The organism is Erythrobacter sp. (assembly GCF_030066995.1).
In the GTDB taxonomy this organism is placed as follows: Bacteria; Pseudomonadota; Alphaproteobacteria; order Sphingomonadales; family Sphingomonadaceae; genus Erythrobacter.
The window spans coordinates 90,643-107,250 of sequence record NZ_JASJAP010000006.1; the positions used below are offsets into that span (position 1 = coordinate 90,643).

Here is a 16,608-nt window from a genome sequence, read left to right on the forward strand (position 1 = left end):
GTCTTGATCATACCTATTGCAGCGCGCGTAATACCAGGCGCGCTCCCAGACCCGCTGCGATGAGCACGACGATGACCCCCGCGCTGTTGGCGAGCAAGCCGTTCACGTACACGCCCAGCCGCGCGCGCTGGTTCATCGCGTAAAGGAGAAAGCCCGGAAGGATGGGCAAGAGCAGCCCGTTGGCAAATTGCGCGGCGAGGATAACCTGAACAGGCTTTGTACCTGTCAGCGCCAGACCGGCACCGATAGCCAGCACGCTGAGCGCGATCAGGCGAAAGCTGAGCGAGGCCTGCCCGCCGCCCAGCCGCAAGATCTCGGTCATAGCAAACGCCGTCGCGAGCGGGGCCGTGATCGCGCTGCTCAGGCCCGCAGCGAGCAGGCCGACGCCCAGCAAGAGCCTCGAATAGCCGCCGAAAAGCGGGTCGAATTGCCGCGCCATATCGCCCGCGCTCTCGACCGCTATGTTCGCTGCAAAAAGGCTGGCGGCCGCCGTCGATGCGATGAGGATGGCGATCAGCCCGCCCACGCCGATCGAGAGGCCGGTGTCGAGGCGCGCGGCGGCCAGAGCGCTTGCGCTGCCTCCTTTGCGGGCCACGGCGGAGGCGTGCAGGAAAAGGTTGTAGGGCACTATCGTGGTGCCGATGAGCGCAATAACGGTCAGCAGCGAGCCATCGGGAATGGCGGGGGTAACAAGCCCTCGTAAAAGCGCCGCGAGGTCGGGCCGGACAATCGCGAAGGTCGCCGCAAACGCCAGCGTCATGATCGCCACCAGACCCAGCAGAGCGCGCTCGATCACGGCGTAGCGGCCCGTTGCCAGTAGACCGGCGGCGAGAAGCGCGATGGCGAGAACGGCCAGGAGGAAAGTGCCCTCCTCATCGCCATCCCCCGCCATCGCCGCAAGGCCCAGCGCCGCGCCCGAGAGATTGCCCGCCTCATAGGCTGCGTTGCCCGCATACAGCGCCACACTCACCAGCGCGATCAACGGCCAGCGCGCCATCGAACCCTCGAAGATATCGGCCAGATTGGCGCCCAGCCCTTGCCGCGTGATCAGGCCCAGCCGCGCCGACATTTCCTGCAGGATGATCGTTGCGAGCGTGGCGAACAGCAGAGCCCACAGCAGCGCATAGCCGTAGTTCGCCCCCGCCAGAGTGCAGGCGGTGACCGTTCCCGGCCCGATGAAGGCTGCGGTCACCAGAGCCCCGGGGCCGATCTGTCGCAACCGGGCGATCACGAGCCGCGCTTGCTTGCGGGACCGTACCCACCGCCCGTTGGCGTGCGAATGATGACGGCGTCACCCGGTCCGACCGACGCTTCGCCGCATCCGCCCAAATCCTCCTCGCCACCACCGGCACGCACCAGGGTGTTCCGCCCCAGCCGCCCCGCTTCGCCGCCTTTAAGGCCGGGCGCGGGCACGCGGCGGCGGTCCGAAAGGATCGAGCATTCCATCTTGTCAAGAAACCGGATCCGGCGGGTCACGCCGTCGCCCGCGCACCACTGCCCGCGCCCGCCCGATCCGCGATCGATGGCGAAGGCCTCCAGGACCACGAGAAAGCGCGCTTCGAGCACTTCGGGATCGGTCATCCGCGTGTTGGTCATATGCGTGTGCACGCCTGCCGCTCCGTCAAAACCGGAGCCCGCTGGCGCGCCCGAGCAGATCGTCTCGTAATACTGCACACGCGCGTTGCCAAAGGTGAGGTTGTTCATGGTTCCTTGAGCGGTGCCCAAACGGCCAAACGCGGCAAACAGAGCGTCAGTCACCGCCTGGCTGGTCTCGACATTGCCGGCGACGACGGCGGCGGGAAAGCGCGGATTGAGCATGGAGCCCTTCGGCATGACGATCTCGATCGGGCGCAGGCAGCCTGCGTTGAGAGGAATCTCATCGGCAACGAGGCAGCGGATCACATAGAGCACCGCTGCGCGCGTGACCGCTGCGGGCGCGTTGAAGGCGCTTTCCTGCTGCGCGCTGGTGCCGGTAAAGTCGATACAGGCGGTGCGCGAGGAGCGGTCGACCCGCACCGCCACCTCGATCCGCGCGCCGGAATCGACCTCCAACGTGAAGGCCCCATCCTCAAGAGCCCCAAGCGACCGGCGCACGGCTTCGGCGGCGTTGTCCTGAATATGGCCCATATAGGCCTGCACCACTTCGAGCCCGTAATCCGCCACGAGCTTGCGCAATTCATTCGCTCCCGCAGCGTTGGCCGCCACCTGCGCCATCAGGTCGGCCACGTTTTGCCCGACATTGCGTGCTGGATAGGGTCCGGCGCTCAGCGCAGCCTCGATAGCTTGCGTCTGGAATTCGCCCGCTTCCACCAGCTTGATATTGTCCAGAAGCACGCCCTCTTCGTGGATCGAGCGGCCGCGCGGGCTCATCGAGCCGGGCGAAAGGCCGCCCACATCCTCATGGTGCGCTCGGCTGGCGACGAAGAAGAGGATGGCGCGGCCCTCGGCGTCGAAGACGGGCGAGACCACGGTGATATCGGGCAGGTGTGAGCCGCCCGCATGGGGGTTGTTCTGCACAAACGCGTCGCCCGGATGGATGCTTTGCCCACTGGCCAGCACCGACCTCACGGTTTCGTCCATGGAACCCAGATGCACCGGCACGTGCGGCGCGTTGGCGACGAGGTTTCCTCTGGCATCGAAAATCGCGCAGGAGAAATCGAGCCGCTCTTTGACATTCACCGATTGCGCGGTGTTGCGCAGGACAATGCCCATCTGCTCAGCGATCGACATGTAGCGGTTGTTGAACAGCTCAAGCGCAACCGGATCGGCGACGCTGGGATCAGCAAAGCCGGTCTTTCCAGAGCCCTCAGCGCTCAGGACAAGATGGCCGAGCGTGTTGATTGTCCCGCCCCAGCCCGGTTCGATGACGATTGTCCCGGTGGGCTCGGTCACGATGGCGGGCCCTGCTATCTGGTGGCCAGGGCCAAGATCGTCAATCGCGAAGACCGGCGCCTCGCGCCATTCCCCTCTGGAGTAGAACCGGGTGCGAGCCGTCGGGCGCGGCGCGGTTTCGACGAGGGGCGCGAGCTCTTCGCCTGCCTTGGCTCCTCCGGCGCTGACTTCGACGACAAGCGTGTCGAGCGCGATCTCCTTTTCGCGCGCGATGAACCCATATTGCCGCGCGTGCGCTTCCTCGAAATCGGCGATCATCGTCGCGGCGTTGGCAAGCCCGACCGTGAGCACGGTGTCGGTCCCGCGATAGCGCAGCAGCGCCGTGGCGCTTGTTCGCGTTGCGGCGGGATCGGCCCCCTGTTCGACGAGCTCGGCGCGGCACGCCTCTTCCAGCGCAGTGACGTGAGCGATGAGCACGGGCTCAAGCGTGTCTTCAAGCGGCTGGTCGATCACCTTTTGCCGCTCGACGCTCACATCCGCGAGGCCCATGCCGTAGGCAGAGAGCACGCCTGCAAAAGGATGGATAAGCACCCGGGCGATCCCCAGACGCTCGGCCACCAGGCACGCATGCTGCCCACCCGCACCGCCAAAGCAATTGAGCGCATACCCCGAGACGTCATAGCCGCGCGCGAGGCTGACTTGCTTGATCGCCTGAGCCATGCGCTCGACCGCGATCTCGAGAAAGCCCTCGGCAACCTCTTCAACACTGCGCCCGTCGCCAATGGCCTCGGCGAGGCGCTGAAAGCCCGCTCGCGAGGCTTCAACATCGAGGGGCTGATCCTGTTCGGGGCCGAAAATTGCGGGAAAAAAGCGCGCGTCGAGTTTGCCGAGCGCGGCGTTGATATCGGTGACAGCCAGTGCGCCGCCGCGCCGATAGCAGGCAGGGCCAGGGTCCGCGCCCGCGCTCTCGGGCCCCACCCTTAGCCTTCCGCCCTCATAGCGCAGCAGCGATCCGCCGCCGGCAGCCACCGTGTGGATCGCCAGCATCGGCACGCGCATGGCGGCACCCGCCACTTCGGTCTCGTAAGCCTTTTCAAGTTGGCCAGCGTAGTGCGACACATCGGTCGAGGTGCCGCCCATGTCGAACCCGATCACTTTGTCAAAGCCCGCCGCCTTGGCCGTCGCGACACTGCCGATAATCCCGCCCGCCGGTCCTGACAGGATTGCATCGCGCCCGCGGAAGCAGCTGGCGGCGGTCAGCCCGCCGGAGCTCTGCATGAAGAGCAGGCGGACCGCCTCGCCTTCGCATTCCAGTCCATTTTCAACCTGATCGATATAGCGCTTCAACACCGGCGTCAGATAGGCGTCGACGACCGTGGTCTGCCCGCGCGGCACGATCTTGCTCAGCGGCGAAACCTCATGGCTGGTGGAGACCTGAGTGTAGCCGATCTCGCGCGCCAGTTCGGCAACAGCGCGTTCGTTCGCAGGGTGTTTGAACGCGTGCATCAGGACGATCGCAAGCGCGCGGTAGCCCTTATCGAACCCCTCCAGAAGTCGCGCCCGCGCGTCGTCGAGATCAAGCGGACGATCCACCGTCCCATCGGCCAAAACGCGCTCATCGATCTCGATGACATCGCCATAGAGCGCAGCGGGTTTTTGGATGTCGAGCGCGAAGGTTTCAGGCCGCGCCTGATGGCCGATTTCGATCGCGTCGGCGAGCCCTTGCGTGATGGCGAGCAGTGTCGGCTCGCCCGCGCGTTCGAGCAGGGCGTTGGTGGCAACCGTCGTACCCATTTTCACCGCGTCGAGGGCACCTGCGGGAATGGGCTCGTCTTGCGAAAGCCCGAGCAACTGGCGGACGCCGTAGACGGCGGCATCCTCGTAACTTTCCGGATTGTGCGAGAGGTATTTGCGGGTCTCAACAGCGCCCGTTGGACCGCGCGCGACGATATCAGTGAACGTGCCTCCGCGATCGATCCAGAATTGCCAGCCTGCCATTATCGAGCCGAGTGCCCACCCCGACGCGGCGGGTCAAGCGCGGGGGCTCAGAAGCCGCTTGCCTGACCGTCCTTGCGCATCTCGGTCGCCCCGGTGAGCACACCCGTGTCCGGATCGCGCGCGATCGCCTGATAGCCCCCGAACATGATACCGTTCGAGACCACACGCACGTTATGCCCCATCGCCTCTAGTTTGGCGATCGTCTGCGGCGGTATGCCCGGCTCGACATTGAGCGTGCCCAGATTGCCGTCCGGCAGCGGCCCGGTTAGCGTGTCGGTCGGCTGGCGTCCGCCGGTGTGGTTCAACCGCGCCGCGTCGCCCGCTTCCTGCACGTTCATGCCATAATCGGCGATGTTGATCAGCACCTGCACATGGCCCTGCGGCTGCATTCCCCCACCCATCAGGCCGAGCGTCATAAAGGGCTTGCCGTCCTTCTTCACAAAAGCGGGAATGATCGTGTGGAAAGGACGTTTCGCTGGACCGTAGGCGTTGGGGTGGTCGGGATCGAGGCTGAAGAGCTCGCCGCGATCCTGGAACATGAAGCCCAGCCCATCGGGCACCATCCCGCCGCCCATGCCGCGATAGTTCGACTGAATCAGGCTCACCATCAGCCCATCGCCATCGACCACAGTGAGGTAGGTCGTATCCCCCTCGCCTTCGAGCTTGGGTGCGACTTCGACCCGGCCGGGTTCAAAGACGGGCGTAGCCTTGTCCGGATCGATCAGGGCAAAGCGCTTCTCGCCGTAGTCTTCGGTGAGCAATTCCATCGGAAAGGCCGCAAACTCGGGGTCCGCGTAGAACCGCGCGACATCGGCGTAAGCAAGGCGCTTGGCTTCGGTGATATAGTGGAGGACTTCCGGGCTGCCGCGTTCCCACTGCCTCAGATCGACGTTCTTCAGGATGTTGACCATTTGAAGCGCCGCGAAGCCCTGCCCGTTGGGCGGCAGTTCGCACAGCTCGAACCCATCGCGATAGGCCGCGCAAGCCGGTTCAACCCACTCGCTTGCATGCTTGGCAAAGTCATCCAGCGTAAAGGCAGAGCCGTTACGCCGTAGGTAGTCGACCATGATGCGAGCGGTCTCGCCCTCGTAGAATTCATCGCGCCCGTTGGCACCGATCCGCTCCAGCGTGTTGCCGAGATCGGGGTTGGTGAAGATCTCCCCGGCCTTGGGCGCCCGGCCGTCCTTGAAATAGGTGGCGCGCGCGTTGTCGAACTCGAATTGCGTCGTCTCCAGCCGCCTCGTGTAGCTGCGCAATCCGCCCGCCATATACATCGCAATCACTGGGGCAACGGGGTGGCCTGCGCGCGCGTAGGACACGGTTGGCGCGAGGATTTCGCTCATGGGCTTTGAGCCGAAACGCTCATGCATGGCGAACCACGCATCGACTGTACCCGGAATGGTGATCGGCAACACACCGACGGACGGGATACTGTCGCGGCCAGCCAGCTTTTCCATCATCTGGCTGTAGGACTGGCCCGCCGGGCTGCGCCCCGACCCGTTGAGGCCATAGAGCTGGTCGGTCTTGGGATCGTAGATGATCGCGAAAAGATCGCCGCCAATACCGTTGCCGGTCGGCTCCATCAGACCAAGCGCCGCGTTGGCCGCAATCGCGGCGTCGACCGCGTTGCCGCCGTCCTTCAGGATATCGAGCGCGATTTGCGTGGCCAGCGGATGCGCGGTCGCAGCCATACCGTTCTGCGCGATCACCGGGCTGCGCGACCAGTTTGCCCCGACCGGACGCCCGCCCCCGCCGATCTGCTCTTCGAGAGGCCTTGCTTCGCCGGCATCCTGCGCCACCAGCGGGGAAACGGTGAGAGCAAGAGCGGCGGCGAACGCGCTGAGCGAAAGGCGCATGGGGCGCATAGGGTGTCTCCGGTAATGTCCTTGTGGTGACTATACGTTTGTGGCGGGGCGCGGTTTCTTCTTCTTGCGCATCCGAGGAAGCAGGAAGAGGTAAATGCCGGTTCCCCACATCACCACCAGCAGGATGCCGGTGGGAAGGAACAGATAGAGCTTCACCTCATCCGAAAAGAACGAGCCATCGTGAATGCTCTCGATCAGGTCCGAGCGGCGATAGGCAACCTTCAGGACCTCGGCGGTCTTCGTGTCGACCTGGACCTCCCAGCCTGAATTGGCGCGCAGCTTGGCCATGCCCTTGTCCACGCGCAGATCGATGCGGTCGATATCGGACCATTCAGCGATACCCGCTTCGGGGTGCTGACGCGCCGCAGCCAGCATCGCTTCGAACGAGGCCTCCGGCAGCTGCGCTTCCACCTGTCCGCGCTCCGTGCCCGGCTGAATCCACTCGATCTCTTTCTTGAGCATCAGAAAGCCGCCGGCGACAAAGATGACGCCGGCGGGCAGGAAAATGGCCAATGACAGCCAGTAATGGACCTGGCGCCAGAATTTCTTCCAGTTCATTGCGCCTCTGGTAGCACGCCGCCCGGAACATAGGGAGCACCGATCGCGATCAGCTCGGCTTCGAAGGCCGGAATCGTCTGCTGCGTCAGTGTCGCGAGACGGCTCTTCGCCACTTCGAAATCCGCCCGGGCGTAACCGAACTGTTCGCGTGCGGTTTGGGTCGGACCATAGGTGGAACCGTACAGGCCATACAGGACACGGCCCAATCGACTGCGCACGGTCGGCTGCGTGCGCTCGTTGATCGCGTTGCGCGCCGGGTTGCCGTTAACCAGTTCGTCAAGCGCGTTCAGTTCGCCGCGGATCGTGTCGAGACGGTCGTCCAGCGTAGCGGGATCGCCGCCCGGAGCGCTGCGCGTCGCGATCGCGAGAAGCTGCACTTTCTCCTCCGCTTCGCGAAGCTTGTAGCCCAGCGCCGTGACCGCACGGTCGAATTTTGTCACCTGCGCCTGGAACTCCATCGCATCGGGTTGCGGCGGAAGCGCGCCTTGCTCGCGCAGCGGTTCAACCGTGAACGGCTGCGGCGCAACCAGCTGCGTGGTCACACCGCGCACACGGCTGGTCAGATCGACCGTGTACGCGCCGGGCGCCGCGAGGAAGCCGGACGCGAAGCGACGGTTATCGCCGCTCGACTTGCGCGCCACGTCGGTCACCGGATAGCGCAGATCCCAGTTAACCCGGTGGAAGCCTTTCTTGGCCGGCCCCTTGAGGCGGCGCACGACATTGCCATCGGCGTCGCGCACGGTCAGCCAGATCGTGGGTTTCTCCTCTTGAAGCTCCTGCGTCAGCGAGGCGAAGCTGGGGAACGGATTGTCGCCGCCCTCTTTCGCAACCGGCTTTTCGCGTTCCTGACGCTGCTCCTTCAAAGAGGGGATGCTGTCGGCGAGGTAGTAGGTGAAGTTGGCGCCAAAGGGAGGATTGGGCGCGCGGAAATATCCATCGCCCTGGCTCCCACCCGGCGAGAACGCCAGCGGGTGCTGCTCGAGATACCACAGCGCGTCGCGCCCCGGAAACAGCATCGCCTCCTGGCGCAGGCTCGCCTCGCTCACGGCCCGAAGCGGCGAAATGTCGTCGACGATGTAGAAGCCTCGCCCAAAGCTTGCGGCAACCAGATCATCCTCGCGCCGCTGGATGGTGACATCGCGGAACGAGATGGTGGGTGCTTTGCCGGTCAGCTTCACCCACTTGGTGCCCGCGTCTACCGTGAAGAACAGGCCGAATTCGGTCGCGAGGAAGAACAGGTTCGGCGCCTCATGATCCTGCACGATGCGCCAGACAAGGTGCCGTTCGGGCAGATCGCCGGTCATGCTGGTCCAGCTCTGGCCCCGGTTCGTGCTCTTGAGAAGGTAGGGTTTGTAATCGCCATATTTGTGATTATCGAGCGCGACATAGACCGTATTCACATCATGGATGTCCGCACGGATATCGTTGACAAAGGCGGTTGTCGGAACGCCGGGTAGCGAGCCCACTTCGATCCGCCGCCAGTTCGCGCCCCCATCCTGCGTCACCTGAATGAGGCCATCGTCGGTGCCGACATAGAGCAAGTTCTCGTCAAACGGCGATTCGCCGATCGAGGTGATCGTGTTGTACTGGCTCATGGCGAGCAGATCCCAGCCTGCATCCCAGCTCCACTGGCGGCCCTGCACGGGCAGGCGCAGTCGGTTTTCGTTGCGTGAAAGATCGCCGGAAATGGCGCGCCAGGTGTCGCCGCGATCGTCCGAACGCCACAGCTTTTGCGAGGCGAAATAGATGCGCTTGGGATCGTGTTGGCTGACCCAGATCGGCGAATCCCAATTCCAGCGCGGAATATCATCGCCCGGTACCGGCTGCGGCTGGATCGGCACGAATTCGCCGGTGATCCGGTCAATTCGAGCCAGGTTCCCCTGCTGCGACTGGGCGTACATGATGTTGGGGTTGCCAGGCTCGGTCGCCGACTGGTGCCCATCGCCGCCCAGCGTCACGAACCAATCGTCATTGCGGATGCCGTGGCGGTTGTCGGTGCGCGAGGGGCCGCCTTGCGAGTTGTTGTCCTGCGTGCCGCCATACACGTTGTAGAACGGCTCGGCGTCGTCGACCGCCACCTTGTAGAACTGGGTGATCGGCAGATTATCGATGAAGCGCCAGGTCTTGGTGTGATCGTAGCTTTCGTAAATGCCGCCGTCAGAACCGAACAGGATATATTCGGGATCATCGGGTCGGAAGGCGATCGCGTGATCATCGACATGCTTGGTGGAGTTGTTGAGGCTCGACCAGGTCTTGCCGCCATCGTTGGAAATTTTCGAGGTGTTCGAGACCAGATAGATGCGGTCGAAATAGTGCGGGCTCGCGTAGAGCTCTTGATAATAGTGCGGGCCAGTGCCCTGCCCCGTTTCATCCGACATCTTGGCCCAGCTCGCGCCGCGGTTCTCCGAGCGCCACACGCCGCCTTCGCGCCGATCAAGCTCCAGCGCGGCGTAGACGACATCCGGGTTCATCGGCGAAATCGCGAGACCCGTCTTGCCCATATTGCCTTTGGGAAGGCCGGTTTTGAGTTGTTCCCAGGTCTCCCCGCCATCCTCGGTCTTATAGAGGCGGCTTTCGGGACCACCGCCAATATAGGCCGCGACCGTGCGGTGATGCTGCCACAGGGCCGCGTAAAGGCGATCCGGATTGCGCGGGTCGATGATGAGGTCGGTCGCGCCGGTGTACGGTCCCTTGGCGAGCACGTTTTCCCACGTCTCCCCGCCATCGGTCGTCTTGAACACACCGCGTTCCCCGCCCGGCGCCCATAGCGGGCCCTGGCTCGCGACCCAGATCGTGTCGGGATCTTCAGGGTGGACGATGATCTTCGAGATGTGTTCGGACTGTTTCAGACCGATATTTGTCCAGGTCTTGCCGCCATCGTTCGAGCGATAGACGCCGTCGCCATAGCCAATGTGCCGTCCGCCATTGTTCTCGCCCGTCCCGACATAGACGCGGGCCGGATCGCTGGGGTCAAGCGCCACCGTACCGATCGAATAGGCACCCTGCCCTTCGAAAAGCGAGGTCCAAGTGGTGCCAGCGTTCTCGGTCTTCCACACACCGCCCGAGGCGACACCGACATACCAGGTCGCCGGGTCGTCCTGCACCACGGCGATGTCGGCGATGCGCCCCGACATGAACGCAGGCCCGATATTGCGCAGTTCGAAGGCTTTGAATGTGCCGCTCGAAAGCGCGGGTTTGTCCTTCTCCTTATCCTCGTCGTCTTGTGCAATTGCCGCGTTGCCAAGGCCCAAAGCCACAGCGCAGCCGACCAGGATTTTGAGAATTTGCATGTTTGCCCCTCGTTTAGCGTCCCGAATGATCGCAAGGTATTCCAAGCTCTTGCCGTTCACGCCAGCGTAGCACTCGGCGTTGGTCGATCAAGTTGTGTCGTTGGTCGACTTGCACGAACTCTTCTCACCCGCCATCCCGCAAGTCCAGAGCCAGCCCGCGTTTTGTAGTAAGGTAGGTCGCAAAGCTCGCGAGCCAGTGGCCGCCTGAGTAATGCTCGTCCGAGACGGCCGCGATGCCGGTTTCCTTGTGTCTCTCAGCCGCCGCGAGCAAGGCGGGCACGCGCGGATCGTCAGCGGCAAGCGCACCAGCGATCCCTTCCAAGGCCCAGGCGCGCGAAAGATTGACGCCATCGAGATGAACCAGCTTGCCGTCCGAGGCGTCACGCACCACACCTGGCTCCAACCAGTCCGCGCCCCCATCAAGCGGAATTTGCGGCAGGAAACGGGCGAGCCAAGCCGAATAATGGGCACCGAAAAGGACGCGCCGCATCAGGTCCGCTTCCATCAGGCAGGGCGAGAGGAAATCCTCGCCGGAGGGTTCATAAGCGAGCGGGCAATCCACATCGTCCCTGTGGAAAGCCAGCGTTTTCTCGACCAGAGCCCGCTCCAGTTCCGCGTTGCCTACACCGCGTGCGTAGTCGAGCATCAGACCAAACGCGAAGGCGGTCTGATTGTGCGTCCCAAGCCTGATCGGATAGGCAAGCTTGGGGAGCCAATCCATCACCTCGGCGACAATCGCGCTCTCCAGCGGGCGCAGCGTTTCGCGCGATTCAGCAAGCTGAGGATCATCGCTCTCCTCAAGCTCAAGCACAAGCTGGAGGTACCAGGCGATGCCATAGGGCCGCTCGAACGACCGGCGGCCTTCGGTCGTGTAATAGGCAAGCTCGACAGCGAGGTTCTCCTCGGTAAAGCTCTTTGCAAGCTTGGCGCGGATCTCGTCTTCGTAGACGCTTCCCGGCCGCGTGGTCAGGATGCGCGTCAAGAGCCAGTGGCCGTGGACTGACGAATGCCAGTCGAAGCACCCGTAGAAGGCGGGCGTCAACTCGCTGGGCGCGGCGACATCCTCGGCCGAATTCAGGACATGGCTGATCTTGTTGGGATATTCGCGGTGAACGCAATCGAGCGCGAGGACTGCAAAACGGTCTTCGGTGGTGACGGGCTCGGCGCGGTCGGTCATAGGTTCCTCGGTCGCCGGGCCCAGGCCCGCCGGGTCAGGTGAACAGGCTGAAGCAAGCCCAAATATCGCCACCGTCGCCGTCAACGCGGCCAAGGCACCAGATTTCATCAAGATCTCTCTCGTAGTTCAACGCGCGCGGCAGTTAGGGGCACACAGCGCGGTGAGGCAAGCGCAAAGCGGCCTCACTTCGCCGCACCCCGTTCGGCCGCACTCTGGTCGATTGCCCCTTCGTCGACACCAAACGCGCGTCGGTAGAAGCCGCAAGTTGACGCGCTTTACAACCGCAACACGCCTTCATAGCATCCAAGCCGCCTAATCAGGGACTTATCACGCATGCTCGAATTGAAGAATGTCAGCCACGTCTACTCGAACGGCGTGCGCGCGCTGGACGATGTTACGCTTTCGATCCCCAAAGGGATGTTCGGCCTTCTAGGCCCCAACGGCGCGGGCAAATCGACGCTGATGCGCACGGTCGCCACGCTGCAATCGCCAACCTCGGGCGCGATCACCTTTGATGGTATCGACATTCTTGCCGACCCCGAAGCGCTTCGAAAACGCCTTGGCTACCTGCCACAGGATTTCGGCGTCTACCCGCGCGTTTCAGCCTACGACATGCTGGACCACATGGCCGTGCTCAAGGGCATCAGCGGCAAGCGCGCGCGCAAGGACACGGTCGAGACCCTGCTCAATCAGGTGAATCTTTGGGATGTGCGCAAGAAGGCGATTGCGGGCTTCTCAGGTGGGATGCGCCAGCGCTTCGGCATCGCGCAGGCGCTGATCGGCAATCCCGATCTTATCATCGTGGATGAACCGACCGCCGGCCTCGACCCCGAAGAACGCAACCGCTTTCTCAACCTGCTGGCCGAAATCGGCGAGAACGTTGTCGTCATCCTCTCGACACATATCGTTGAAGATGTCGCCGACCTTTGCCCACGCATGGCGGTGCTGGTGAAAGGTTCGATCAAGCTCGAAGGCGCGCCTATCGATCTGATCGAACGCGCGCGCGGCACAATCTGGGCCAAGACCATCGAACGCGGCGAACTGGAGGACTACACGGCGCGGTACGAGGTCATTTCGACCCGCCTGTTCGCCGGACGAACGATCATCCATATCCTGTCCGAAACCGATCCGGCCGATGGGTTCGAGAGCGTCGATGGCGGTTTGGAGGACGTTTACTTCTCCACACTCGCCGCCAGCCGCCGCGCCCAGCCCGCACCCCCGCCCGCGGCCGCGCACGCCGCCTGACGCAACGAGGAAACAGGGAACATGTTCGGATCGATCGCGCTGTTTGAGCTGCGTTACCAACTGCGCAACCCGGTGTTCTGGGTTGCCATCGTTATCTTCTTCCTCATGACGTTTGGCGCGACCGCGAGCGACGCCGTCCAGATCGGTAGCGGCGGCAATGTAAACGTCAACAGCCCTTCGGCGATCCTGCAAACGCAGCTGATCCTGGCTCTGTTCTACATGTTTGTGACCACCGCCTTCGTCGCCAATGTCGTGGTGCGCGACGATGAGAGCGGGTTCGGCCCGATGGTTCGGTCGACGCAAGTCACGAAATTTGCCTATCTCATCGGTCGCTTTACCGGGGCGATGCTGGCTGCGCTGATCGCGTTCATGGTGGTGCCGCTGGCGATCTTCATCGGGTCGCTCATGCCGTGGATCGACCCCGAGACGATTGGGCCCAACCAATTCTCTTTCTACGCGCGAACCTACCTGCAATTCGCGGCGCCGACGATCATCCTGTTGTGCGCCGTGTTCTTTGCCGTGGCGACACTCACCCGCTCGATGATCTATTCCTACGTCGCCGTCGTGGCGTTTCTTGTGCTCTACGTGGCGCTGAACGTCGTCGTCGGTTCGGAGCCGGATTACCGCGACACCGCCGCGTTGATCGATCCGCTTGGCCTTGGCGCAGTCGGGAACGCGACCCGTTACTGGACAGCCGCCGAATCCAATTCACAGCTTCCCGCGTTTGCCGGCCCCATCCTGATGAACCGCCTTGGCGTTCTGGTAGTCGCCGCGCTGGCGCTGGCGCTGGCCTATTGGCGCTTCAGTTTTGCCGAAAAAGGCGTTTCCGCGCGCAAGGCCAAGAAGTTGGCGAGGAAGGCGGCAAAGCTCGCCCGCACCAAGCCCGCCACGGTCGCCACCCTGCCAGAAACGCGGCCGGAGCGCGCGGGCTTTGCGCGTCTTGTAAAGACCACGCGCTTTGAGATGAGCCAAGTGTTTCGCAGCCCGGCTTTCTTCGTCCTCATGGCGATGGGGCTGTTCAACTCGATCGCCTCGCTCGCCTTTGGCAACGAGATCTACGGCACCGCTCCGGTCCCGGCGACCTTTGCCTTGATTCCGATCCTCGCGGGCACCTTCGGGATCATCCCGATCATCATCGCAATCTACTATTCGGGCGAGTTGGTCTGGCGCGATCGAGACCGCAAGTTTCACGAGGTCATCGACAGCACTTCGCTGCCCGGCTGGGCCTATATGGTGCCAAAGACGATTGCCGTGACGCTGGTCCTGTTGTCGACCTTGCTCATCTCGGTCGCCGCCGCAGTGGCGATCCAGGCGCTGAACGGCTACTTCAATTTTGAGGTGGACAAGTATTGGTGGTGGTATGTCCTGCCGTTTACGGTCGACCTGCTCCTGATCGCGATCCTGGCCGTCTTCGTCCAAGCGCTGAGCCCCAACAAATATGTCGGGTGGGGGATTATGGTCATCTACCTTGTGGCCACCCTTACGCTTGCGGGCTTTGGTTACGATCACCCGCTTCTGCTTTATGGCAGCTCCGGTCCATCTGCGCTCTCCGACATGAACGCCGATGCGGTTGGCGGGGCGGTGAACTGGTGGCTGCGGCTGTACTGGGGCGGGGTTGCGCTGCTGATGGCGGTGCTGGCGCACCTTTTGTGGCGCCGCGGGACCGAGACGCGACTGCTGCCGCGCCTCAAGCGCCTGCCCACCCGCCTCGTCTCACCCGCCGGCGGGCTTGCTCTTGCGGGCGTTCTGGTCAGCGCTGGCACGGGCGTCTTCCTGTACGATCAGATGAACGTCCAGAACACCTATCGCACCAGCGATGAGAACGAACAGCGTCTGGCGGATTACGAGAAGGAATATCTCCAATACGCCTCGCTCAAGCAGCCGTCGGTCACCGATGTGACCTACAAGGTGGACCTTTATCCCGGCGAGAGACGGCTGGAAGCGAGCGGCACGTACCAGATGGTCAACGACACCGGTGCGCCGGTCGAGACCCTGCATGTGCGCCTGTTCGACAATGCGACCGAACTGCTCGAGGCCGATGTGCCCGGCGCGACGCTCGAGACCAACGATGAGCGTTTTCAGCACCGCATCTACCGCTTTGACACGCCTCTGGCGCCCGACGAAACCGCGTCGCTCAGCTTCAAGAGCCGGCGCTGGCACAAGGCGCTGGGCGCAGGCGGATACGGCACGCGTCTGGTTGAGAACGGCACCTTCCTCAACAATTCCGAGTTTGGCGTGCAATTGGGTATGGACCGGCAAGGCCTGCTGACCGACCGCGCGACGCGGCGCGAATACGGGCTCGATCCCGAACTGCGGCTGCCCAAACTTGAGGACGAGAGCGCGCGCGAGCGCAATTATGTCGGCAATGTCGACTGGGTGAACTCGGATATCACGGTCACGACCAGCGCGGATCAGGTTCCGGTCGCGCCCGGCACCCGCGTTTCGGACCGCATCGAGGGGGATCGCCGGATTGCGCGTTTCAAGTCCACGAACCCGATCCTTGCGTTCTTCTCGATCCAGTCGGCGCGCTACGAAGTTGCCAAGCGCGACTGGGACGGGGTCGAACTACAGGTCTATTACGATCCCAAGCACCCCTATAACGTCGAACGCATGCTCGATGCGATGCAGGCCTCGCTTGGCTATTACCGCGAGAATTTCGGACCCTACCAGTTCGATCACGCGCGCATCATCGAGTTTCCCGGATACGCCAGCTTTGCGCAGGCCTTTGCCGGGACGATGCCGTGGTCCGAGCGGCTGGGCTTTCTCGCCAATCTCGCCGATCCGGAAGACATCGACTATGTCACCTATATCGCCGCGCACGAATTCGGGCACCAGTACTGGGCGCATCAACTGATCAGCGCCGACCAGCAGGGCGGAACCATGCTGGTCGAAAGCCTCGCGCAGTATTCCGCGCTGATGGTGATGAAAGAGCTCTACGGCGAAGACCAGATGCGCCGCTTCCTCAAGTTCGAGCTCGACAATTACCTGAGTTCGCGCGGGAGCGAAGCGATCGAGGAACTGCCGCTCGAACGCGTCGAGAACCAGGGCTACATTCACTACCGCAAGGGCTCGGTGGTGATGTACCTGCTTCAGGATCGCCTGGGCGAAGACCGCGTCAACGAAATGCTCGCCGATCTGCTCGACCAGTATCGCTTCAAGGGCCAGCCTTACGCGGGCGCGACCGATCTGGTCGATGGGTTTTACAGCCTCGCCCGCAACGACACCGAGCGCGATCTGGTTCGCGATCTCTTGCAGCGCATCACGGTCTACGATCTCATCGCGGAGGAAGCCGTGGTGACCGAGCTTGATGATGGCCGCTTCGAAACAACGATCTCGATTGCCGCGGCGAAATACTACGCCGATGGTGAGGGTGTGGAGACCGAAGCGGACCTCGCCGACGAGATCGAAATCGGCCTGTTCACCGATCGCCCGGGCAGCGAAGCTTTCGCCAAGGAGAACGTCCTCCTTCTTGAGCGACGCCAGGTGGCCTCGGGCGAACAGGAAATCACCATCGTCACCGACACGCGGCCAAGCTGGGTCGGGGTCGATCCCTACAACAAGTATGTGGATCGCAACTCCGATGACAATCTGGTCGCGGTTAGCTAACCGTTGAAACGCGCCGGAGGATCGGCATTGCTCCGGC

At 63.1% G+C, this 16,608-nt stretch carries 8 protein-coding genes; 2 read left to right on the forward strand and 6 right to left on the reverse strand.

All coding sequences use genetic code 11. The features are described 5' to 3' along the window. Positions 1–13 precede the first annotated feature (13 nt). The 6 genes from QNI87_RS14185 to QNI87_RS14210 all read right to left on the reverse strand — a co-directional run bounded on the left by QNI87_RS14185 (position 14) and on the right by QNI87_RS14210 (position 11,828). A complete protein-coding gene (locus QNI87_RS14185; protein ID WP_300597694.1) occupies positions 14–1,231 on the reverse strand; it encodes an Nramp family divalent metal transporter in 1,218 nt (405 codons plus the stop codon). Next, a complete protein-coding gene (locus tag QNI87_RS14190; protein ID WP_300597696.1) occupies positions 1,228–4,830 on the reverse strand; it encodes a hydantoinase B/oxoprolinase family protein in 3,603 nt (1,200 codons plus the stop codon). Before QNI87_RS14190 ends, QNI87_RS14185 begins: the two co-directional genes overlap by 4 nt. 47 nt (positions 4,831–4,877) lie before the next feature. After that, positions 4,878–6,695, reverse strand: a complete 1,818-nt coding sequence (gene ggt, locus QNI87_RS14195; RefSeq protein ID WP_300597698.1) for a gamma-glutamyltransferase — start codon at positions 6,693–6,695, stop codon at positions 4,878–4,880. A 30-nt stretch (positions 6,696–6,725) separates the two neighbouring features. Then, positions 6,726–7,253 carry a PepSY-associated TM helix domain-containing protein gene (locus QNI87_RS14200; RefSeq protein WP_300597700.1) on the reverse strand — a complete coding sequence of 176 codons (528 nt, stop codon included), beginning with the start codon at positions 7,251–7,253 and terminating at the stop codon, positions 6,726–6,728. After that, a complete protein-coding gene (locus QNI87_RS14205; RefSeq protein WP_300597702.1) occupies positions 7,250–10,543 on the reverse strand; it encodes a glycosyl hydrolase in 3,294 nt (1,097 codons plus the stop codon). The genes QNI87_RS14200 and QNI87_RS14205 overlap by 4 nt, the downstream gene beginning before the upstream one ends. 124 nt (positions 10,544–10,667) lie before the next feature. Next, a complete protein-coding gene (locus tag QNI87_RS14210) occupies positions 10,668–11,828 on the reverse strand; it encodes a DUF2891 domain-containing protein (RefSeq protein ID WP_300597704.1) in 1,161 nt (386 codons plus the stop codon). Between the two features lie 225 nt (positions 11,829–12,053). On the opposite strand from QNI87_RS14210, the gene QNI87_RS14215 reads away from it, so the two are divergent. Continuing rightward, complete coding sequence (locus QNI87_RS14215; RefSeq protein ID WP_300597706.1) at positions 12,054–12,965, forward strand: ABC transporter ATP-binding protein; 912 nt, start codon at positions 12,054–12,056, stop codon at positions 12,963–12,965. Between the two features lie 21 nt (positions 12,966–12,986). Further along, positions 12,987–16,571: a M1 family aminopeptidase gene (locus QNI87_RS14220; protein WP_300597708.1), complete on the forward strand. Its 3,585-nt coding sequence runs from the start codon at positions 12,987–12,989 to the stop codon at positions 16,569–16,571. Positions 16,572–16,608 lie beyond the last annotated feature (37 nt).

Excerpts from the sequence above, each read along its gene's own strand:
- QNI87_RS14215 (WP_300597706.1), top strand. The coding sequence starts at position 12,054 with ATGCTCGAATTGAAGAATGTCAGCCACGTCTACTCGAACGGCGTGCGC.
- QNI87_RS14220 (WP_300597708.1), top strand. The coding sequence starts at position 12,987 with ATGTTCGGATCGATCGCGCTGTTTGAGCTGCGTTACCAACTGCGCAAC.
- QNI87_RS14190 (WP_300597696.1), bottom strand. The coding sequence starts at position 4,830 with ATGGCAGGCTGGCAATTCTGGATCGATCGCGGAGGCACGTTCACTGAT.
- QNI87_RS14205 (WP_300597702.1), bottom strand. The coding sequence starts at position 10,543 with ATGCAAATTCTCAAAATCCTGGTCGGCTGCGCTGTGGCTTTGGGCCTT.
- ggt (WP_300597698.1), bottom strand. The coding sequence starts at position 6,695 with ATGCGCCCCATGCGCCTTTCGCTCAGCGCGTTCGCCGCCGCTCTTGCT.
- QNI87_RS14210 (WP_300597704.1), bottom strand. The coding sequence starts at position 11,828 with ATGAAATCTGGTGCCTTGGCCGCGTTGACGGCGACGGTGGCGATATTT.
- QNI87_RS14200 (WP_300597700.1), bottom strand. The coding sequence starts at position 7,253 with ATGAACTGGAAGAAATTCTGGCGCCAGGTCCATTACTGGCTGTCATTG.